At 47.9% G+C, this 20,383-nt stretch carries 16 protein-coding genes; 10 read left to right on the top strand and 6 right to left on the bottom strand.

All coding sequences use genetic code 11. The features are described 5' to 3' along the window. Nucleotides 1–25: 25 nt before the first annotated feature. Nucleotides 26–2,155, bottom strand: coding sequence for a bifunctional glycosyltransferase/CDP-glycerol:glycerophosphate glycerophosphotransferase (locus KNQ11_RS10035; protein ID WP_214771433.1), 2,130 nt, complete (start codon nt 2,153–2,155; stop codon nt 26–28). Nucleotides 2,156–2,256: 101 nt separating this feature from the next. Further along, nucleotides 2,257–3,414: a helix-turn-helix domain-containing protein gene (locus KNQ11_RS10030; protein ID WP_214771430.1), complete on the bottom strand. Its 1,158-nt coding sequence runs from the start codon at nt 3,412–3,414 to the stop codon at nt 2,257–2,259. A gap of 318 nt (nt 3,415–3,732) precedes the next feature. Here KNQ11_RS10030 and KNQ11_RS10025 point away from each other — a divergent pair, with 318 nt between their 5' ends. Together KNQ11_RS10025 and KNQ11_RS10020 are read left to right on the top strand one after the other, a co-directional pair. Further along, complete coding sequence (locus KNQ11_RS10025) at nt 3,733–4,155, top strand: CBS domain-containing protein (protein ID WP_029342568.1); 423 nt, start codon at nt 3,733–3,735, stop codon at nt 4,153–4,155. A 138-nt stretch (nt 4,156–4,293) separates the two neighbouring features. After that, nucleotides 4,294–7,080, top strand: a complete 2,787-nt coding sequence (locus KNQ11_RS10020) for a putative bifunctional diguanylate cyclase/phosphodiesterase (RefSeq protein ID WP_214771427.1) — start codon at nt 4,294–4,296, stop codon at nt 7,078–7,080. Nucleotides 7,081–7,375: 295 nt separating this feature from the next. Here KNQ11_RS10020 and KNQ11_RS10015 read toward each other — a convergent pair whose 3' ends face one another. Then, nucleotides 7,376–9,082 (bottom strand): M3 family oligoendopeptidase, encoded by a 1,707-nt coding sequence (locus tag KNQ11_RS10015; RefSeq protein WP_214771423.1) that lies wholly within the window; start codon nt 9,080–9,082, stop codon nt 7,376–7,378. A gap of 175 nt (nt 9,083–9,257) precedes the next feature. Here KNQ11_RS10015 and KNQ11_RS10010 point away from each other — a divergent pair, with 175 nt between their 5' ends. From KNQ11_RS10010 to KNQ11_RS09975, 8 genes are all read left to right on the top strand, one after another. After that, complete coding sequence (locus tag KNQ11_RS10010; RefSeq protein WP_035396161.1) at nt 9,258–9,761, top strand: PTS sugar transporter subunit IIA; 504 nt, start codon at nt 9,258–9,260, stop codon at nt 9,759–9,761. 157 nt (nt 9,762–9,918) lie between these two features. Continuing rightward, nucleotides 9,919–10,680 (top strand): ABC transporter ATP-binding protein, encoded by a 762-nt coding sequence (locus KNQ11_RS10005; protein ID WP_214771420.1) that lies wholly within the window; start codon nt 9,919–9,921, stop codon nt 10,678–10,680. Next, nucleotides 10,667–12,583, top strand: coding sequence for an ABC transporter permease (locus KNQ11_RS10000; RefSeq protein WP_214771417.1), 1,917 nt, complete (start codon nt 10,667–10,669; stop codon nt 12,581–12,583). Before KNQ11_RS10005 ends, KNQ11_RS10000 begins: the two co-directional genes overlap by 14 nt. Before the next feature lie 97 nt (nt 12,584–12,680). Beyond that, nucleotides 12,681–13,367, top strand: a complete 687-nt coding sequence (locus KNQ11_RS09995; RefSeq protein ID WP_214771414.1) for a response regulator transcription factor — start codon at nt 12,681–12,683, stop codon at nt 13,365–13,367. Beyond that, nucleotides 13,364–14,356, top strand: coding sequence for a sensor histidine kinase (locus tag KNQ11_RS09990; protein ID WP_214771411.1), 993 nt, complete (start codon nt 13,364–13,366; stop codon nt 14,354–14,356). The genes KNQ11_RS09995 and KNQ11_RS09990 overlap by 4 nt, the downstream gene beginning before the upstream one ends. Beyond that, nucleotides 14,349–15,113, top strand: coding sequence for an ABC transporter ATP-binding protein (locus tag KNQ11_RS09985; protein ID WP_064299373.1), 765 nt, complete (start codon nt 14,349–14,351; stop codon nt 15,111–15,113). The genes KNQ11_RS09990 and KNQ11_RS09985 overlap by 8 nt, the downstream gene beginning before the upstream one ends. Continuing rightward, nucleotides 15,079–17,010 carry an ABC transporter permease gene (locus KNQ11_RS09980; RefSeq protein ID WP_214771408.1) on the top strand — a complete coding sequence of 644 codons (1,932 nt, stop codon included), beginning with the start codon at nt 15,079–15,081 and terminating at the stop codon, nt 17,008–17,010. The genes KNQ11_RS09985 and KNQ11_RS09980 overlap by 35 nt, the downstream gene beginning before the upstream one ends. A 30-nt stretch (nt 17,011–17,040) precedes the next feature. Beyond that, nucleotides 17,041–17,670 carry a helix-turn-helix domain-containing protein gene (locus KNQ11_RS09975; protein ID WP_035410187.1) on the top strand — a complete coding sequence of 210 codons (630 nt, stop codon included), beginning with the start codon at nt 17,041–17,043 and terminating at the stop codon, nt 17,668–17,670. Between the two features lie 48 nt (nt 17,671–17,718). Here the strand turns inward: KNQ11_RS09975 and KNQ11_RS09970 are convergent, their stop codons facing one another. The 3 genes from KNQ11_RS09970 to KNQ11_RS09960 form a co-directional block, all read right to left on the bottom strand. Further along, nucleotides 17,719–18,147: a hypothetical protein gene (locus KNQ11_RS09970; RefSeq protein WP_149427807.1), complete on the bottom strand. Its 429-nt coding sequence runs from the start codon at nt 18,145–18,147 to the stop codon at nt 17,719–17,721. 66 nt (nt 18,148–18,213) lie between these two features. Then, on the bottom strand, nt 18,214–19,413 hold the full coding sequence (locus KNQ11_RS09965) for an ABC transporter permease (protein WP_023469317.1): 1,200 nt from the start codon (nt 19,411–19,413) through the stop codon (nt 18,214–18,216). Beyond that, on the bottom strand, nt 19,403–20,296 hold the full coding sequence (locus tag KNQ11_RS09960; protein WP_047393127.1) for an ABC transporter ATP-binding protein: 894 nt from the start codon (nt 20,294–20,296) through the stop codon (nt 19,403–19,405). The genes KNQ11_RS09965 and KNQ11_RS09960 overlap by 11 nt, the downstream gene beginning before the upstream one ends. Between the last annotated feature and the right edge of the window lie 87 nt (nt 20,297–20,383).

The following is a 20,383-nucleotide window of genomic DNA, read 5'->3' as shown; positions in this document are numbered from 1 at the left end:
CTTTCTCCTTTTTCATTGTGTCTCCTTATTCAGCATCTTCAGCATCTGCTGAGCTTGCATTCGGGAACAACTCAGCAAGAACACGTTCACTTGCCGTACCGTCATCCAAACTACAGAATCGCTCGAGGAAGCGATCGTATTTTTCTTGGTAAGCGACGGATTTCGTATCGATTTGTTCGATATAATCGATGACTTGGTCCGTCTCTTTCAATAGTGGTCCTGGAACGACTTCTTCGAAATCGAAATAGAATCCACGTAACGTCGACGCATATTTCTCCAGGTCGTACGTAAAGAAGATCATTGGACGTTGTAAGTGGGCGTAATCGAAGAAGACAGACGAGTAGTCAGTGATCAAGACGTCACTGATCAAATACAACTCTGCGATATCGCCATACGAAGAGACGTCGTAGGCGAAGCCTTCGTGTCCACTGATGTCCATATTTTGCGCAATCAAGTAATGCATCCGGAGCAAGACGACATAATCGTCACCGAGTCGGGCCTGCATCTCATTCAAGTCAAGTTGGAGATCGAAGCGGTATTTTCCGCGCGCGATGAACTCGTCATCCCGCCATGTCGGTGCGTACAAGACGACTTTCTTGTCAGCTGGGATATCAAGACGTGCTTTGATTTCGCTGATGAGACCAGCTTGATCGTCCGCATACAAGAGATCGTTTCGCGGATAACCTGTCTCAAGCATCGTATTTTGGAACCCGAACGCACTCTTGAAGATTTCGCTCGAATAGGCATTCGGAGAAATCAAGTAGTTCCATTCCTGTGCTTGATTGTAGAAGTTCCGTTTGTAGCGTGTCGCGTTCGTTCCTGCCATGTGGACTTCTTCCATGTCGAGACCTAGTCGTTTTAATGGTGTGCCGTGCCACGTTTGAAGGTAGATCGTTTCTTCGCGTTTCGTTAAGCTGAGCGGTTGACGTGTATTGAAGATCCAGTACTTCGCACGTGCCATCGCTTGGTAATACGCGAAGCTGTTTTTGAGCACCCAGTTTGGGCAAGCTTCCTTGACGTCATCTGAAGGCTCATTCGCGAAAATCCAGACGAGCTCAAGTTCAGGGCGTTGTTCTTTTAATTTCAGATAAAGAGCCTTCGGATTATCGGAGTAGCTTCGTCCAAGGAAACTCTCGAATAAGACAAGGTTCTCTTTGACCGGCATCTTTTGGAACAGACGATAGAGCATGAGACCGTTCTTGATTTTTTTACGCCGTGCCGTCCGTAATGTCTGTTTAGTCTTAACAGCAGTGATATATGAACGGAACATGATATACGAACCCGTCGACCATGCCTGCAAATACTTACTTTGTGTCTTCGCCCGTCTCAAATCGTAAGCGACATGACGGAAGACGTCGGTCTGCTGGCTTTTTGATGTACTGCGCTCAAGCAATGCTCGACCACGTTTTGAGATGAAACGTTTGTACCACGTATTTAAGAATTTTTGAACGTCGTTATCCTTCGTATGGGCAGATAACATACCGTAGATCCGTGAGATATCGGATAATGTCGTGATATCACGCGCTTGGTAGAGCGATTGTCCTTCAAGTGGCGTACTACGTGAGTTTCGACCATAGACGACATAACTGACCGATGTCAGGTTCGTCAGTTTCGAAATGATGGTATGGGCGATGATCGTATCGGCGAACCATCGTGTCTCAAGAACAGGTAGATCATTGAGCAAGTCCTTTTTAATCATCCAGCCGTGAATCGTCGTCAAATGACGCGAATTGAACTTCGTACGAGTATAGAAGAAATAACGATCATCATCGATCGGCATGAGCCATTTTTTCTTGTTGTAGACAGGTGAGACCTTACCGATGATGACTTCACCGCGTGATTTCTCATAGGCTTTGATATACGTATAGAGTGCACGTGGTGCGAGGATATCATCACTATCGAGGAAGGTAACGTAGTCACCTGTTGCGACTTCAAGACCACGTCGACGTGCTGCGTAAGTTCCTTGATGCGCCTGTTCCACGACCGTACATGTCGGATAGAGAGAACGGAGCTCATCGATGTATGTGCTTGGTCCGTCAAAGACGACGACGATTTCCACCGGGATCGACACCTTCTGGTCGAGAACGGATTGAATGGCTGCCTTCGTTTGTGATTCAGTTTGATAGACAGGAATGATGACACTAATTGAGTTCATGTTGATTCTCCTTTTTGATGAAAGAATCCGTCAAAAACGGATTCACGAAAATAGTTCCTGTTGAATAGGATATCACAAAACGAAAAAAAGGCACGACTCTCTTAAAATTCACTTCGTTGCCGGTAATGTGTCGGTGTCTCGCCAGTCGTCTGTTTGAAGGCTTGACTGAAATGACTTTGGCTTGAGAAGTGCAACTTATTTGAGATCGTCAGCAACGAGTCGTCGGACGAGCGTAGGAGACGCTTCGCTTCCCGAATGCGTTCCCGGATGACATACCGGGCGAGTGGCAGACCGGTCTCATCCTTAAACAGAACGGACAAGTAATTGGACGAGACATGAATGGCTTGGCTGATTGATGAGACGGACAACGGTTCATACAGGTGTTGTTGAATATAGCGAATCGCAGCGAGTACATGAGGCGAGTGCCGCAGCGCTTGGAGTTCCTTGACGGCTTCTGCGAACGAAACTGTAATCCGGACATGACGATTCCGGAGTTCGGCAATGCTCGTCGCGGCTTCGATCGTCTCAATCATCCGGTCGCTTAGGGAGAACGCTTCGTCCGGTTCTAGTCCACCGCGAATCGCAGCGCGTGCGCTCAATAGGACGGTTCCGAGCAACAGATTCTTTTCTGCGCGTAACGGTTGATGCCGTGCGAGTGTGCCGAACTCACCGTATGCAGGTAAAGAGTAGGTTGTTGCGAGTCGCTCGCTTTGACCCGTCGCGATCCAGTCGATGATTTGCTGCTCCCGTTGCCATGCTTTTCGGTATGCGGTCACCCCTGTATGGGACGGTGCATCCGCAACGAGTGGGATTTCAGCTTCCTGAATATCAGATAGTTGTTCGATTTCTCGCTTCGGCAATGGTTCCCCGTGCAACAAGCGATACATCAGGTGAGCACAGTCAATCAATCGGTTCTCCGTCGTACGCGGCAAGACCTTATAAAACTGGTGATAGGCTTCATCTTGGATATGCGCCCGAAAGAGAGCAGATTGTAATAGAACAGGACCGATTCGATACATACCTTGTTTTGGAACGTCCAAAAAGAGGTAGGCTGTACCGTCTTTCAGGGTATAGAGTAAAGGAGTCTTTTTAAGGACGGGCCATTCATTCTCAATCGGCAAGGTTCCCGGATGAGGTGGAGCTTCTGGACGTAGAGCAAGCGGAGTACCATTACGATCTCGGTACGTGACGAAAAAACCGGTCATTCCGTAAAGGTGCTCTGCGATTTGCGTCAAGTCGGATGTCGACAAGCGATTCATGACACGACTCCTTTCGAAATAAAGTGGATTGCTTCTAGTGTATGTCCTCTTTCGCGGATAGTCGAGAACGAACCAAGAAAAAACGAAGCCTTCCGAAAAAGGCTTCACTATCAAGTCGATCGGAAGGAACTGAGGAGTCTTTTGAATCTGAATCGTGTCGTTCAACGATCAGTTCTTTTCTCTACTTGGAATAGCGGCATATAGCATGACTAAATATGAAGGAATTATGTAGAGATTTTCATCATTTGAGAAATGAATCAACGCGCGGTTCATGATAAAATGAAAAGGGTGTCACAGAGTGGCTAGGGAGGAACAGAAATGAATATTGCTTTTTTCTTATTACCTAAAGATGAGGTGAAATATTTAGATCCTGAGTCAACGGTCAGACAAGCACTAGAAAAGATGAAACATCATCGTTTTACGTCGGTCCCACTCGTTGACAATAAAGGGAAATACGCAGGAACGCTGACAGAAGGTGATATCTTGTGGGCGCTCGAAGCAAATCTCGAGCATGCCGATTACGACCACGTCTTGCAGACACGATTAACTGATATTAAACAACGTGTCCGTTATAAACCAGTTTCGATTACAGCACAAATGGAAGAGATGATTGAAGTCATCACGGATCAAAATTTCGTGCCCGTCATTGATGATGGTAGACATTTTATCGGGATCATCCGTCGACGTGATATTATCGATTATTTTGCTAAAAAAGTAGCGCGGGAGAACGTCAGTTATTAAAAAAAAATAAAACTAGTAAAAAAAGCACTGATTTTCACAGAAATGTGGAAAGAAGTGCTTTTTATTGACCCAAAACGACTTCAGGAAATGGGAGGAGGCGACGATATAGAAGCATAATGACAATTTAGGGAGGACGATGTGTTGCGACGTTTATCACCAGTCTTCATCGTAGAAGCTTTTCGAAGACGCTCCTACTATAAAACGTTCTCATGGATGATTGCGATCATCGGTCTGTTAGCATTGATCGTCGCGTGTCAGCATTTGACGAAAACATTGGATGAAGGGTATCGCTTCAAGGCATCGGGCAAAACAATTGCTGAAGTGACACCTTTTAATCATGCCGAACAAGAAGTGACGCGCTATTATTTTTCATCTTTGAATGACGACGCCGATTTGACGCAAGCTTCAAAGCGGGCCGACCAAGCACTAGAACAACTAACGGATCGACTTCCGAATATGAAAGCGACCGAGTCGACACGCGAAGAAGTCCTAACAGAGATTAAGAAACTACAACGACAAGGATACGAATCGAATCATCGCTTTTTCACGACGATGACGAACTTCAAAAGTGAAATCATCTTTAATCAGCTCGTATTGAGTAAAGAGACGGGGTCTTATTATAATGTGTTCTCCAATCTGATTCTGATGGAAGAACAGCTTGGAAAGTCCGCTGAAATCTTGAAGGATGCTCGACAAAAAGAAGAACCTAGCTCAATTGATCGGTTACGGATTCAACAGATGCGGATTGATTTGCCATTGCGACAGGAATCGCTCATTAAATCCCTGTATGATGTGATTCCGCTTCACAACGATTCAGGACGTCAGGATATCGCAATCATGCGGGAACAGATGGATGCTTATACACAAACGCTCGATGACCTATTGCGCGCTCCAGAAAGCTGGACGTATGCTGCGTTAGCAAACCAAGCTGAACAGTATGAATCCAGCATGTATCGTCTGTATGATCAAGAACTCAACCAAGTCGCACAAGAAATGCAGGATCGGGGAAATCAAATCATTCGTAATGCCTGGCTCCTCTTTGGCGCAACCAGCATCTTGATTCTTGGATTACTGATGTTGACCTTATCGTTATTACGTGCGTTCCGCCAAGATCTTTCTTTATTGAAGGGAGAAGCGAATACCTTTGCTGAAGACCGTCGGCAATCTGGTTATGACGTACCGGAGCGAAATGATTTTCAACCCGTCGTTCAAGCGTTTCGAACGATGACAGCTATCATTGCTGGTTTATTAGACCATAGCGATGCGAAGACAAAAGAAATCAAACAAAAGAAAGCAGAAATCGAGTCACTCTTTTCGCAGAATACCGACCCGATCCTTGCCTTATCATCCGACTATACGATATTAAACGGAAACGAACGCTTTCGACAATTGACGGAGGCAACGGCAGGATGGACGATTGAAGAATTGATCCATCCGGCTGATTTGAATCGGATGCGGCGAGCATTGAGACGATCGCTTGAAGGACATAGTCAAACGATTCGCTGTAAGATGCTCTTCAATGAAGAAATTTTGAATATGTTCGTCAACATCATCCACGTTACCAATAAAGAGGACGATACAGGTGTTGCGCTCTACTTATCTTGTCATGATGAAACGGATCAGTTCCGGCGGGAAGAACGGATTACACAACTCGCACTCTTCGATATGTTGACGGGTTTGTTGAACCGGAATGGTTTCGAGCAAAAGATGGCAGACGCGTTAAAAGCACCTCAACCGGGAGAGCTCGTCACCATCAGCGTCCGGCAATTCCGGCGGATCAATGACATCTATGGACATGGTGCAGGGGATCAGATTCTAAAAGATCTCGCGAATCGCCTCAAGCATCATTTCATCGGAACAGGACAAGCGGCGCGAATCGGTGGAGATGAATTCGCCGTATTAGTCGCACAACAGGATATCGTCGATTACCAAAAATTAAAGCAAGTCATCGAACATGTCTATGAGATCAACGGAGAATACGTCAATGTCAGCATCAGTATGAGTATGGTCCGCTATCCCGATGATGCAGTAGCCGTTACTTCCTTGTTGTCCTCGGTTGATATCGCGATGCAGCATGCGAAACAACAGACAGAGGGTGGACCAGTCTGGTTCGAGTCCTGGATGAGTGCCGAGTATCTTGAATCGGTCGTCCTCGAAGGTGAATTACGAGAAGCGATTGAAAAGAACGAGCTTCAACTGTTCTATCAACCACAAATCAATCTTGCGACAGGTCAAGTCGATGGCTGTGAAGCTCTCCTGCGCTGGTTCCATCCTGAACGTGGGATGATCAGTCCAGCAATTTTCATTCCGATTGCCGAACGATCGATGTTGATTGAAGAAATCGGGATGTGGGTCGTTGCCGAAACGGTCCGGCAAGTCGAGGAGTGGAAGGACACGGAACTCGGGGTACTGCGTGTCTCGGCGAACTTATCCGTCAAAGAGCTCGTCTCTGGTCGGATCGTCGATTACCTGACCGATGTTCGAGAGATTCATCCGGGGATTGAACAACGGATGGAACTTGAAATCACGGAATCGTTTGGTGTCTTTTCAGACACACGCGTATTTGACGCCTTACAGACGTTGCACCAGATGGGATATCGTCTTGCGATCGATGACTTTGGTACGGGGTATTCTTCCTTGTCGTACTTAAGTCGATTACCGATCCAGCGACTGAAAATTGATCGTTCGTTCATCAGTGGTCCGGATGCGTGTTCGAACGCACCGCTCATCGAGACGATCATCAAGCTTGCTCATACGTTGAAGTATGACGTCGTCGCTGAAGGAATCGAGGAACTTGAACAAGCGGATCATTTACGAGTGCTTGACTGTGAGTATGCGCAAGGATTCTATTATTCAAGACCGATTCCAGCTGACGAGTTTCGGGTCTGGTACGGGAGGTACCATGAAAAGCTTCTATCTGAATGAAATGAGCCCTGTGGTCGTTTTACGAACGTTTTGTCATCCTTGCTTTCCACAGGCGGGGGGTAAGCCGCGGCACCACGCACTCCATGCGGTGTGCCAGGTCTTACCTAACCCTGACGAAAGCGGAAGTCATGCTTTCTTTTCCTGTAGGAGTCAAGGATGAACATATACGTTCTATAATCATGTAGCAAAAAAGAAGAGGCGTTTTCCAGATGATATTCTGGAAAACGCCTCTTCTTTTATTGATGTTGCTCGAGATGTTCTGACTTTTAGTCAGTACGACCTTGCACGCAAAGAATTAAACGCGATCGAGCACGAGGTCGTCTGCTTGTTCAAGATAGGCTTTGACCGGTGCGACCGCTGCCTCGACCGTACCTGGTGCGAACGGAGACTTCAATCCAGCACGTTCGACGAGCATGAGGAAGCTTTCCGATCCGCCGGCACGACAGAGATCGAGATACGACTTCCAAGCCGCTTCCCGGTCTTGTTCCATCCAAGCATAGAACTGGAAGGCACAGACTTGAGCGAGCGTGTAATCGATATAGTAGAACGGACTACCGAAGACGTGTCCTTGTTGATGCCACCATGCACCTGAATCGAGATAATCGTTCGCTTCGTAATCACGATGCGGCAGGTATTTCTTCTCGATCGTTCGCCATGTCTGACGACGTTCTGCTGGTGTCAGTTCAGGTTGGTTGTAGATGACGTGTTGGAACTCGTCAATCGCAACGCCGTACGGAAGGAATGTGACGCTTCCTGCGAGGTGATTGAACTTGTATTTCGCTGTCTCTTCACCGAAGAACTCTTCCATCCACGGATAAGCGAAGAATTCCATCGACATCGAGTGAATCTCACACGCTTCATACGTTGGGAAAGCACTCTCTGGAGCTGTCAGGTGACGGCTCTCATAAACCTGGAACGCATGACCGACTTCGTGCGTCAGGACATCGATGTCGCCTGCTGTTCCATTGAAGTTCGAGAAGATGAATGGGAGTTTTTCGTCTGCGATGTAGGTACAATACCCACCGCCGGCTTTCCCAGGCTTCGCTGTTAAATCGAGTGCTTCCCGGTCGAGCATGTAGTTGAAGAACTCGTTCGTCTCCGGTGACATCTCTGCGTACATCTTTTTGCCACCTTCAATGATGAACGACTCTTCGCCTTTAGGTGTCGCGTTACCAGACTTGAAGGCAAATCCTTCATCGTAGTAGTACAAGTGATCGACACCGATGCGTCGTTGCTGGCGTTCTTTAAGTTGTGTCGCGAGCGGAACGATCGTCTCACGGATTTGTTCGCGGTACTGTTCGACCATCGATTGGTTATAATCGACGCGGAGCATACGTGCGTATCCGAGCTCGACGAACGATGGGAAACCAAGTGTCTTCGCGATGTCTGTCCGGATGCGAACGAGTTTGTCGTAGATCGTATCGATTGCTTCACCATGCTCGTTTAAGTAGCCATAGCGTGCTTCAGAAGCTGCTTTACGGACATCACGATCAGGTGATTGAAGATATGGACCGAACTGCGATAAGTTAAGCGTCTTGCCATCGAACTCGATTTGAGCAGAAGACATCAGTTTCGTATATTCACTCGAGAGACGATTCTCTTCTTGGAGTTTCGGAATGATCTCTTCCGAGAACGTCTTCAGGCTCGCTTCCGCAATCAGTAATAACTGTTTGCCGTGCGTCTGTTCGAGTTCACTGCGGAGTGGATGCGTCGTCAACGCTTGATAATAGCTTGAGACATATCCTTGATAAATCGCACTCGCTTCATCAAAGAATCCTTGTTCCGTCTCATAGAACGTATCGCGCGTATCGATCGTGTGACGGATCTCGACGAGCTGGCTTGCCGTTTCAAATTGATTTCTGAGGGTATTAATCTCAGTGATGGCTGCGTTTGCTTCATCTACCTGTGTGGCTTCCGTCAGTCGAGCGATCGCTTGATTCATTGATGTTTCAAGCAAGGCAAGGTCAGGACGGACATATGTAATTTCTGAAAATGGTAACATGTAAGCGCCTCCTTATGATTTCTAACTATTATCACACAAAAATACTTGCAAAACCAGAGGGACAAACGTATGCTTTTTGTGAGAACGTGAGCGAGCTGTCTGACAGCTTACTCCTATAAAAAATCGAAACTTCCATTCGGAAGAAAAACGATCGAGAAAGTAGAGGGATAGTATCATGGGATTCTTAAAAAAATTGTTTGGTGGTAACGACGCAGGAAACGCGAAAATCGCTTCTGCACTTACAGGTAAAATCGTCAACATCGAGAACGTACCCGATCAAGTTTTCTCTCAAAAAATGATGGGCGACGGTGTCGCGATCGAACCAACTGAAGGTAAAGTCGTCTCGCCGATCAACGCAACGGTTGAAACGATCTTCCCAACAAAACACGCAATCGGTCTAAAAGGTGAAGATGGTCTTGAACTGTTGATCCACGTTGGTCTTGATACAGTTAACCTTAAAGGTGAAGGCTTCACGGCTCACGTCCAGTCAGGTGACAAAGTCAAAGCAGGAGACGTCCTCGTCGAGTTCGACCTTGACTACATCCGTGCGAACGCACCATCGACGATCACACCGATCATCGTGACGAACCACGATCAATTCACGCTTTCAGCTGTACCAGCTGAAGGAACTTCTGTTGTCGCAGGCGACACAGAGCTCTTCAAAGCAACACACAAATAAGATACGATACGCCTCCATTCCTTGCGGATGGGGGCTTTTTTGTCGTCTCATCCCGTGTCTTACCGTTTTGTAAGAGAAGTGAAAGCAAAGTCCATTTTGAGAAAAGTATGGAAGGACTAGACTGAGTGTAACGAATCAAACACAGGAGGCATTACAGATGAAAGCAATCTTACAAGCAGAACAGATTTCAAAAACGTATCAAACGAAAACAGCGCGCCACGAAGCACTGCGTCCGACGACGCTCCGTGTTCACGAAGGAGAATTTGTCAGTATCATGGGTCCATCCGGTGCCGGGAAATCGACATTACTCAATCTGCTGTCGACGATCGATCAGCCGACGGACGGCTCGATTTTAATCAACGGATCAGACGTGACAGCGATGAAGGAAAAACAATTAGCCCGTTTCCGTCGGGAGCAACTCGGCTTTATCTTCCAGGACTTCAATCTCCTCGATACGATGACGGTTCGAGAAAATATCGCCTTACCGCTATCACTCGCGAACGTCGATAAAAAGATGATCTTAGAACGTGTCGATCGTGTGGCGCGTCAACTTGGTATCCACGACTTACTCGATAAACGTCCCGTCGAACTATCAGGTGGACAAAAACAACGGACGGCTGCCGCTCGCGCCATCATTCATGATCCGTCGCTCATTTTAGCCGACGAGCCGACCGGTGCGCTTGACTCGAAGTCGGCAACAGGATTGCTCGAAGCGATGCAAGCGCTCAACGACGAAGGCGCGACGATTTTAATGGTAACGCATGACCCGATGACAGCGTCTTATGCGGAACGGATTCTGTTCGTCAAGGATGGAGAGCTGTTTAAGGAAGTCCATCGCTTCGGTTCGCAGAAGGAATTCTTCGAGCAGATCATGGAAGTCCAACGCGAACTCGGAGGTGCCGTCCGTGAGCTTGTCTAAACTGGCGTTTCAAAATTTGAAGAACATCCGTCAAAACGTGATGTACCTCGGTGCCGTCACGTTTGCGATTCTGATTTACTATACGTTTCTCGCGATTCGATCGAATGAAGCGATGCTTCAGGCGAACGAATTGTACGGAAAACTGGGAACGGTCTTTACGGGAGCAAGTGTCATTCTAGCGCTTTTTTCTGCCATCTTCATCTGGTATTCAAGTGACTTCTTCTTACGTCGTCGTAAGAAGGAAATCGGGCTCTACGCGTTGCTCGGTCTAGAGCGAGGGCAGATCGCCCGCCTGATCTTCCTTGAGACGATGGGGTACGGAGTAATTGGTCTAATTCTCGGAATTGCGATTGGTACCGTCGCTTCGAAATACTTCGTGCAGCTCCTTGCTTCCGTCATGGCGATGCAAGTCGATGCGACCTTTACGATCAGCGGAACTTCCGTCATGCAGACGATTGGTGTCTTCCTGTTGATTTTCTTGATCATTGCTTTACGTTCTGCTCGGACGATTTATCGTTTTACATTAATTGAACTGTTCAAGGCAGAACAACAAGCGGAATCGCTTCCGAAAGTGCATCCGATCTTAGCTGTCCTTTCCGTCATCTTGATCGGTGTCGGTTACTATTTGACCGGACAACCGTTGATGGATCACTTTACAATCGTTGCCCCGCTCTTGATGCTCTGCGTCATTCTTGGGACGTTCGGAACGATGAGTTACTTTACGATCTTCTTATTGCGCGTCTTAAGTAATCAAGCGCGGCACTTCAAAGGAACGAATTTGATTCTGCACGGGCAATTGTTGTCACGAATCAAATCGAATGCCGTCATGCTGTCGACGATCACGGTCATCACTGCCGTGACATTGACGACGGTCGGTACAGCGACATCGATCTATTATTTCATCGATCAGACTGTTGAGGAGCAAGTTCCGTACAGTCTATCGATTGCGAGTAAACAAGCAGAAGCGGAACAGCTAATTGCCAAGTCCGACCAGAAAATCGACAGCCGGACGATGGTCAACGTCAAGAACGTTGACCATGAGATGACCGATCTGCCGAACCCGCTGACGTTCACACGCTACTACGCGACGTATGCGTATGAAGACCAGCCGGGACAATTCAGCTACGTCAACTATTCGGACTACGTCAAGCTCGCGAAAGCGAACGGGAAAACGGTCATCAAAGAACCAAAACAAGGCGAAGCGATCGTCCTTGAGACATTCAAAGGAAACGATTTGTTGAAGATGAAAGTCAAATCGCCGGTCGGTGTTGAAATTAAGGACGTTCATGAGTCCTTTCGCATCACCGCTGCGACGAATCTACCAATCGCTCAACTTTATGAGAAACAGCGGCTCGCCTTCGTCGTAAACGATGATGCGTTCGCGAAGATGCCGGAAAAAGGCTTCACGCTGACGAATTATCAGTTCTCGGATGAACGTCATGACGATGGATTGATGAAACAGTTGACACAACTATATGGAAAACAAGCGGATACGGAGATGGCGGCGTACTATCCTGTCTATGCGATGACGACGGCAACGACCGGCTTACTCGCGTTTGCTGCCGGCTTCCTCGGTCTCGTCTTCTTGCTTGCGACGGGTTCAATCATCTACTTCAAGATGCTCGCGGAAGCAGAAGAATCGAAACAACGGTTTGCCATCATCCAGAAAATCGGTGTCGATGAGAAAGAACAGACGGGCATCATCCGTCGCCTTGTCGGATTCGTCTTCTCCTTACCGTACGTGCTCGGACTCGTTCATAGTTTAGTTGCGATGCAAGTCTTGCAGAAACTGTTGAACTACAACATCGTTCGTCCGACATTACTTGCGATTGTTTGTTATACGATCGTCTATCTGATCTACTATATCGTTACGGTCCGTGCGTATCGCCGCATCGTCACGTGATGAACTAAAAAGGGGTACACCGAACTGGAAACGGAATAATCGTTTCCAGTCCTTTTTGAGTTCGTTATGATAAAGGGAGAAGGAGTTGATAGGAACGATGCATACGATTTTATTAGTCGAAGATGACATGAAGATTGCTACATTATTGAGAGAATTACTTGAACGCTATGATTTTAGAGTCGTCGTTGAAGATGGGAGAGGGGATGTCGTCGCGGTCTTTGAAGAGACGAATCCGGACGTCATTCTATTGGATGTCAATTTACCGAAGTTTGACGGTTTCTATTGGTGTCGACAATTGCGGATGAAGACACGGGCACCCATCCTGTTCATCTCAGCACGGGTCGGGGAGATGGATCAAGTCATGGCGCTTGAATACGGAGCGGATGATTACATCGTCAAGCCGTTCCAAGGAGCGGTCGTCATCGCGAAGATTAAAAGTCAGATTCGCCGGGCCTATGGCACGCTCTCGAACGAGACAGATGAGCGGACCGTGACGAAAGAAGGTGTCACGCTGTACTTGGACCGTTATATCGTCGAGTACGGGGAACAGTCGATTGAGCTGTCAAAAAAAGAGGGACTGATCCTTGAGATGTTGCTGACGGCAAGTCCACGAATCGTCAGTCGGGGCGATTTACTCGAACGGATTTGGGATGACGAAGCATTCGTCGATGAGAATACATTGAACGTCAACATCACGCGTGTCCGCAAACGGCTTGCCGAGATCGGTGTCGCTGGACTTGAGACGGTGCGAGGCGTCGGTTATAAACTGGTCCTTGAACCATGAAGCTCTTTTTACGGCACGCGATACCAGGCATCATCTTCTTTACTGGACAAATGCTCATTTTATATGCCGTCTTATGGCTCTATGATCTTTATCGCCCAGCAGCCTTCTTTTATATCGTGCTCTTGAACAGTATCGGTCTCTTGATTTATCTCAGTTATCGTTTCTTCAGCATGCTTCCGTTACTACGACGGATGCAACAGCCGGTCCAGTCGGTCGCAGAACCGATTCGCAGTGATAGTGAAGAACCGATTTCCGTTGCCGTCGAACAATTTTTAGAGCGACAACAGACCTTATTTCGAAACAGTCTGTTTGCTGAACGACGAAAGGAAAAGGAACGCCATCGGTATGTCGACCAATGGATTCACCAGATGAAGACACCGTTGTCCGTCATCGAGCTGATCCTCGAACATCCAGGAGAACAGTATCAGGCCGATTTACGGCAAGAGGTCGATCGATTGCGCAGTGGACTCGACCAGATGCTCTATTCGTCACGTTTAGAAGCAATCGAGACAGATTTGAAGGCAGAACGATTGGCACTGAAGCCGCTCATCACGAGCATCATCAATCAAGAAAAACGATTATTCGTCAAAAATCAGGTTTTTCCGAAACTTGATATCGCTGAAGACGTGTACGTCTACACGGATGCGAAGTGGTTTCGTTTCCTCGTCCTACAGCTCGTGACGAACGCCATCAAGTACACGACGGGACATGGTCGTGAAGTCGCTCTGACAGCAAAAGTGACAAAGGGGCAAGTCGTCCTTTCCGTTCAAGACGACGGCGTCGGGATTCCAAAACGAGACGTCCCACGTGTTTTTAATGCGTTCTTCACTGGCGAAAACGGACGACGTTACGGGGAATCGACCGGAATGGGATTGTATTTCGTCCAGCAAGTTTGCTTGAAGCTTGGGCATGAGATTGAACTCGAGAGTGAGGAAGGGGTCGGCACGACATGCCGGATTCGATTAGTAGGAGGTCGCGCACATGATTGAGGTCAAACAATTAGGGAAGGTCTATCCCGGAAAGGTGACGGAACAACCGTTGACGGATGTGAATTTCCGAGTCGAAGAAGGTGAGATGGTCGCGGTCATGGGACCGTCCGGTAGTGGGAAATCGACGCTGATTAACTTGCTTGCGACTCTCGACGAACCAAGTTGGGGATCAATTCTGATTGACGGCGTCGACACAGCGACGTTCAAACGAAAAGAGATGACACGTTTCCGACGCGAGACGCTCGGCATCATCTTTCAGGAATTCAATTTACTCGATTCGTTGACGCTCGGTGAGAACATGCTCGTCCCGTTGATGCTGTCAGGGAAAAAAGCAAAGCTCGCGCGGGAAGAGATGGAAGAGTTGGCGCGTCGTCTACAAATTGATGATCTGCTTGATAAACAGGTCGATGAGGTCAGTGGTGGACAACGGCAACGGACAGCGATCGGTCGCGCCTTGATCCATACACCACGTCTGATGCTTGCGGATGAACCGACGGGAGCACTCGACTTCCAAGCGACGAAACACGTCATGGATGTCCTAGCCGAGTTAAACGCGACGGGCATGACGATGGTCATCGTGACCCACGATCCGCAAGTCGCGTCGTATTGTAATCATGTCTTATTCCTAAAAGACGGTAGTATTCAAACGGAGTTGTTCCGCGATGAACCACGCCGTGTCTTTTTCCAACGGGTCATCGAATCGCTATCGTTGTTAGGAGGGGATGAGCATCAATTATCTGCAATACGCCCTACGTAACATCCGGCGCTATCAGCGCTTGTATTACGGCTATGCCTTGACAATCATCATCGCGATGACGATCGTGACAAGTTATTGGAACTTGTTGACGAATGGATCATTCCAAAACGTCGCCAAAATCCTCAGTCAATTGAACCAAGTCATCGAGATGACGATCTTCTTCGTCTTCATCGCGGAGCTGATCATCCTTTTCTTTAGTGTCTTGTTCATTTATTCGACGACCTATACGATGCTTGAGCACCGTAAGAACGATTTACGGACGATGCGCACGCTCGGCAGTGGACTGTCACACTTCTTAAAGTATTTTTTAATTGAAGTCTTGATCGTTGGTGGTTTAGCCATCACTGCGGGAATGATTTTAGGTAATGTCTTGACGAAGATGCTGTTGCTGTCCGTTGTCAAAGTCATGTTCTTACCAGCAATCGAATTCGAACTATCCTTTTATGCGATTCTTGCGTTGATTGGTGGTGCCTTCCTTGTGTTGCTGACGGCAACGGTCCTTGCGATCTACCGCTTTCGTCCCGATCGACCGACACGTTCCCGTTCGCTATTTCGAAAACGAGCCTGGATTCTGACGCAAATCGGAGCGTTACTCCTGTTGATCTATGGTTATGCCTTAGCCTTTGTTCGGACGGAAGGATTTTATATATTTTTCCCGCTTGTCATCTTCATCGGGTCCTTCTTTATTTGTCGATATGTCTTACCGTGGTTGACCAAGTTATATCGACCACGTCGCTTGTCGCTGCGGAAACTGATTGTCTCGGAAATCGCCAATCAATTGCGAACGAATAGTACGCTCATTGCCCTCGGAACGATTCTAACATCGTGTGCGCTAACAGCAGTCGGACTCGTCTTCTTGTTTCAATTGATTGGACTCGACTTATCATCACAGAACCAATTCGGGCTCGTCTATTACGAAGAATCCGCTCAACCGACGAAACGATTGAAGGATATCAAGCAGACGATGACCGAGGCATTCCCGGATCGCTACCAGCAGGATATCCAAGTGAAGGCAGAAGGAACACGCATCCTCCTACCGATCTCGTCGTACAACAAGATGATGCGGCAACTGGATCTTAAGGAGCGGACAGCGACGGGACGTCAAAGTTTCTTTGTACCAGCACGTCCGGTACAACTCGAAGAGAATACACCGACGATGAAAAAAGAGAAACAGGCGATGGAGAAAGAAGACTTTGAATTACTTCCCGCTGCTTCTCACGATTTAATATTTGGTTACAATTATCAAATCGAGACGATCTTCGTCGTCAGTGATGCCGTCTTTCAGACACTCAAGCAACCCGTCCGGCAAATCGTCGTCTTCGATACGCCAGCCTACCATGATTACGGAACGAAGGACTGGAAACAGTGGATGAAAATCGTCCGCAACATCCAGTCGGCAGCAAAGCTAGATGAGAAGCAACCGGTGCCCTATCAACTGATCAATGAGACGGAAGATGAGATTGACGGGATCCGAATCGTGCGACTCGTCACGTTCGTCGTCGTTCTCCTGACGATCTGGTTATTCGTCATCAATGCCAGTTTTTTGCATGTGTGGATGCAGATGACGGCGGAACAGGAACAAAAGCGGATGAAGACGTTGTTTGCGCTAGGGTTCGGTTCCAGGAACATCCGCTGCTACTTATTAATGAAGTATGGCGCTGTTCTGCTCATTCCGTATCTGATTTCTGTCTTTCATGCCTTTTTATTGTTCCAAGTCGTCGTCACACAAGCCGGACTACAGCCGGGATCTTTTCTTAACTTAGCTGTCTTTTGGATCAGTATCGTCACGGTCGGGTACTTCTTGAGTGTCCTACCGATTTGGTTGCGTTACCCACGGCATCTGTTCCGGAATTCATCCGAAAGTTCGATGTATCCGACACCGGATTCAAGGGTATGATGATACCATAGGAATAAGGGAGGGAATCGTATGCTAGACCATTCACCATATCGGGGTTACGGTGACCGGATTCGTATTTTACGGGAGCGTGCCGGGATTACGATCGAACAGTTGGCTGAACGACTCGGCGTCGCACCATACTTCATCCGCCGGACGGAGCTCAGCGAAGTCTATCCAACCAAACCCTACATCGAAGCATTGGCGGACGTCTTGAACATCGACGCTAGTTATTTGGCACGGCATATCTGGACGGGGGAGTCATTGAAGTTCATCATGCAGCAAAACACACCGCTCGAAGAGATGAAGCTTGCTTATGAACAGACACTCGGACAAGACGGGACGTGGGTCGAAGAACAGCTCGAAGAACGGATGCGTCTGTTTGATTTAATGTATGACGAGGACGTCAAACGGATTGAGCAGACGATGAGTGCGACCGAGCAACGGATCTTCCATGAGCTCGTCGAAGCCGTGATGGAAGCAGGGGAATTGCAACGCGATCAAGCGGAAGAGACGTATGAGTTGTTCGAGGATAAACTTCCATCGATGATGCAACTCGATGAATACCTCGACCGCATGACGGACGGTATTTCTTTATCCAGTTCGACCTATTATGCGGATTACAGCGACCGGAAAAGTCGTTCTCGCTACCATCGCAAATAAAAAAAGTCGCTGTCTTCTGATTGACGTTCAGAAGACAGCGACTTTTTATTAACGTTGTGGCATCGGGCGTGGACGACGCGTCTTTTGACGGATTCGACCGATGATGAAACCAATGATCGCATTTGCAATGACGAGTACCCAACCGACATAGCCGAAATTGAGAGTTAAGCTACCGAGCATCGCTTGCCATTTGAAAATCATCATCACATCACCACGCAAGACGAATCGCGCGATACAGACGAGTAAGACAGTCAGTCCGGCGATGAAGACACCGACCCAGCTTCCGTATAAACGAGAAGAGTGGCGGCGCACCGCAACGAAGGACCAGCAAAAGAGGCTAGAGATGAACGCCATGCCTCCATAGGCAAGGACGAGTTCCCATGTCGCACTCGCTTGCGGGAATTTCGTGAACATGACAAGTGACGAGACCATGGCAGCAGCTGTGAAAAGGATCGCTGCCCAAAAACGAGACCGCATAACGTAGTTCCTCCTAAAGGCTTTTTCTCACCTAACGATAGCGGAAACGATTCGTCTTGTAAACTGTTACCGGCGACCACTTAAGATCCGGCGCAACTGTTTGAGTGGATTCGATCCATAGAACAGAACACCACCCCGGTAGAATTTGGTTCCGACGAATAAGGCAAGCGAGATACTGATCAGCATTAAGATGAGCGAAATCGACACTTGCCATAGCGGTACATCGGTCAACATGACGCGCAGGAACATGACCATCGGTGTAAAGAACGGAACAAATGACAGGACGACGACGGCTTGGTTCGTCGGTGCATTCAGACTAAACATCGAAATCATGAAAGCAGCGACGATCAACAAGATGACCGGTAACGTCACTTGCTGCGCATCCTCGACCCGGCTGACGAGTGAACCGAGTGCCGCGAGTAACGTTGCGTACAGGAAGTATCCGAGCAGGAAGAAGACGAACAGATAAATGATCGTCCGGGCACTCAAGGAATCAAGTGATAACTGATCGAATAAACTGCTGTTTTGAGCACTGTAGTAGCCGACACCAACGAGGATCGATAATTGTACGAGACTGACCGTCGCGATCGAGAGGATCTTCGCCAGCATATGTTGAATCGGACTCGCTGCTGAAATCAGCAACTCCATGACGCGTGATGACTTTTCGTTCGCGATTTCCGTGACGATCATCCCACCGTAAATTGCAATCGTGAAGTACATCAAGAACAACAAGACATAGACGAGCGCCGAGGCAGCAAAGAGTTCATCCTCACTTTTCCCACCCGTCGACGTCAACTCCTGTTTGACAGGAACAGGTTCAGCGAGCGAGGCAAGGACGTTCGGATCGATTTCAGCATCCGTGATGACGGCCTGGTCACGGACTTGTTTGACGACCGTTGCGACCTGTGTCTGTAATTCAGACTCAGGACTAGCACTGACGAGTGTCACGTCATACGAATCCTGAACGATTGCCACAGCATCGAATGTTCCGCGGTCGACTGCCTTTCGTGCTTGTGCGACCGTATATTCCTTCGTTGTGATGTCTGAAGTGACACCAGCCTTCTTCAAGGCCGGACGAAGATCGGTCGACAATTCACTAACGAGAGCAACTTTCGGATCGTCACCTGAAAACCAGTCGAGAATCCGTTCGATGTTGCCGAAGCCGACGAGGAACAGAACCATCAGGACCGTCGAGATCAAAAAACTTTTAGCACGCAGTTTCTGTAGTAGATTGAAGCGATATAAAGTCAGGAATTTACGGTTCATAACGTTTTCCGACCTCCTCGATGAAGATATCCTGCAGGGATAACTGATCCCAGACGAAACGATCGACATGATGTCCTTGACTGACGATATGTTGGAGAAGTTGATCAGCCGTTTCTTTTGAAGAGACTTGGACGATATGCCCATTGTTGTCTGACTCGACTTGTAGAACACCTGGCAAGCTATCCCATAGTAGTGGCGGGGCATCTGTCGTCAAGAGGACACGTGTTTTTCCGTATCCCGCCTTGATGTCAGGGAGATAGCCAGCAACGACGGGTTTTCCGTGATCGAGGATCGCGACGTGTTCGCAGAGTTCTTCGACATGATCCATTCGGTGACTTGAGAAGACGATCGTCGTTCCGTCGACGGTTAACTTTTTGACAGCACGTTTTAATTGTTCAGCGTTGACCGGGTCGAGTCCGCTGAATGGTTCATCTAAAATCAGCAGTTCAGGTTTATGTAGGACAGCAGAGATCAACTGAATCTTTTGTTGATTTCCTTTTGAGAGTTGTTCAACACGCATTTTTTCATACTGCGGAATTTGGAAGTACTCGAGCCATTCCGTTAAGGCTCGCTTCGCATCCTTCCGTTTCATATCACGGAGTTCTGCGAGGAACAAAAGTTGTTCATCGACGCGGACTTTTGGATACAGACCTCGTTCTTCCGGAAGGTATCCGATTTTTGAAGTCGGAATACGCTCTCCATTCCAGGTAATCGATCCTTCAGTCGGTTGCAGTAGACCGAGCAGCATTCGGAACGTCGTCGTCTTCCCGGCACCGTTCGCACCAAGCAAACCAAAGATTTGCCCGCGTGGCACCTCAATCGTCAGAGCATCTACGGCTGTAAAATCGCCGAAACGCTTCGTGATGTGTTTGATTTCTAACATATGAACCTCCTTTAAAGACGTCTGTTGCACGACAAGTGTACCATTGTTACCTAGTGTCCTACGGTTTAAATTGGATAAAGGTTCCAG

This window comes from Exiguobacterium sp. s39 (assembly GCF_018618925.1).
Lineage (GTDB): Bacteria > Bacillota > Bacilli > Exiguobacteriales > Exiguobacteriaceae > Exiguobacterium_A > Exiguobacterium_A abrahamii.
The sequence above is the reverse complement of the archived record's forward strand: the minus strand, read 5'-3'. Positions and strand labels throughout refer to the sequence as shown.

Bases quoted from the DNA above. Each gene is read 5' to 3' on its own strand.
- KNQ11_RS10035 (WP_214771433.1), bottom strand. From the start codon at position 2,155: ATGAACTCAATTAGTGTCATCATTCCTGTCTATCAAACTGAATCACAA.
- KNQ11_RS10005 (WP_214771420.1), top strand. From the start codon at position 9,919: ATGAAAGCAATCTTACAAGCAGAACAGATTTCAAAAACGTATCAAACG.
- KNQ11_RS09980 (WP_214771408.1), top strand. From the start codon at position 15,079: ATGAGCATCAATTATCTGCAATACGCCCTACGTAACATCCGGCGCTAT.
- KNQ11_RS09990 (WP_214771411.1), top strand. From the start codon at position 13,364: ATGAAGCTCTTTTTACGGCACGCGATACCAGGCATCATCTTCTTTACT.
- KNQ11_RS10025 (WP_029342568.1), top strand. From the start codon at position 3,733: ATGAATATTGCTTTTTTCTTATTACCTAAAGATGAGGTGAAATATTTA.
- KNQ11_RS09960 (WP_047393127.1), bottom strand. From the start codon at position 20,296: ATGTTAGAAATCAAACACATCACGAAGCGTTTCGGCGATTTTACAGCC.
- KNQ11_RS10010 (WP_035396161.1), top strand. From the start codon at position 9,258: ATGGGATTCTTAAAAAAATTGTTTGGTGGTAACGACGCAGGAAACGCG.
- KNQ11_RS09985 (WP_064299373.1), top strand. From the start codon at position 14,349: ATGATTGAGGTCAAACAATTAGGGAAGGTCTATCCCGGAAAGGTGACG.
- KNQ11_RS09975 (WP_035410187.1), top strand. From the start codon at position 17,041: ATGCTAGACCATTCACCATATCGGGGTTACGGTGACCGGATTCGTATT.
- KNQ11_RS09965 (WP_023469317.1), bottom strand. From the start codon at position 19,413: ATGAACCGTAAATTCCTGACTTTATATCGCTTCAATCTACTACAGAAA.
- KNQ11_RS09970 (WP_149427807.1), bottom strand. From the start codon at position 18,147: ATGCGGTCTCGTTTTTGGGCAGCGATCCTTTTCACAGCTGCTGCCATG.
- KNQ11_RS10015 (WP_214771423.1), bottom strand. From the start codon at position 9,082: ATGTTACCATTTTCAGAAATTACATATGTCCGTCCTGACCTTGCCTTG.
- KNQ11_RS10030 (WP_214771430.1), bottom strand. From the start codon at position 3,414: ATGAATCGCTTGTCGACATCCGACTTGACGCAAATCGCAGAGCACCTT.
- KNQ11_RS09995 (WP_214771414.1), top strand. From the start codon at position 12,681: ATGCATACGATTTTATTAGTCGAAGATGACATGAAGATTGCTACATTA.